Annotated in this window: 1 protein-coding gene; it reads left to right on the forward strand. The window is 58.2% G+C overall.

Annotated elements, in window-relative coordinates; all coding sequences use genetic code 11:
* Window positions 1-50 precede the first annotated feature (50 nt).
* Window positions 51-239, forward strand: a 189-nt coding sequence (locus tag SB754_RS22725) for a hypothetical protein (protein WP_410784530.1), incomplete at its 3' end; no start/stop codon positions are given.

A 239-nucleotide genomic window follows, 5' to 3' on the forward strand; every position in this document is an offset into this window, starting at 1 on the left:
TGGTTTCATAGGCCTGAGGGGAACGCGACACAGCTTCGCGGGGTGCCGCGATGGATGAACGACTCATACCTTCTCCTATTGTTCTTGTTCTGCGCACGGGCGGTGTCACGCGATGGCCAGGCCGATATTTGATCATCAACTTTTGCCAGCTTGATCAACAAAGATCAAGGCTTGCGCCGCTCCAGCCCCGGCTCAAGGCCTTGTATGCAAGGGCCTGGGGCTGGCCTGCGCAATTGGCC

Origin of the sequence: Leifsonia sp. SIMBA_070, assembly GCF_046534635.1 — a bacterium.
In the GTDB taxonomy this organism is placed as follows: Bacteria; Actinomycetota; Actinomycetes; order Actinomycetales; family Microbacteriaceae; genus Leifsonia.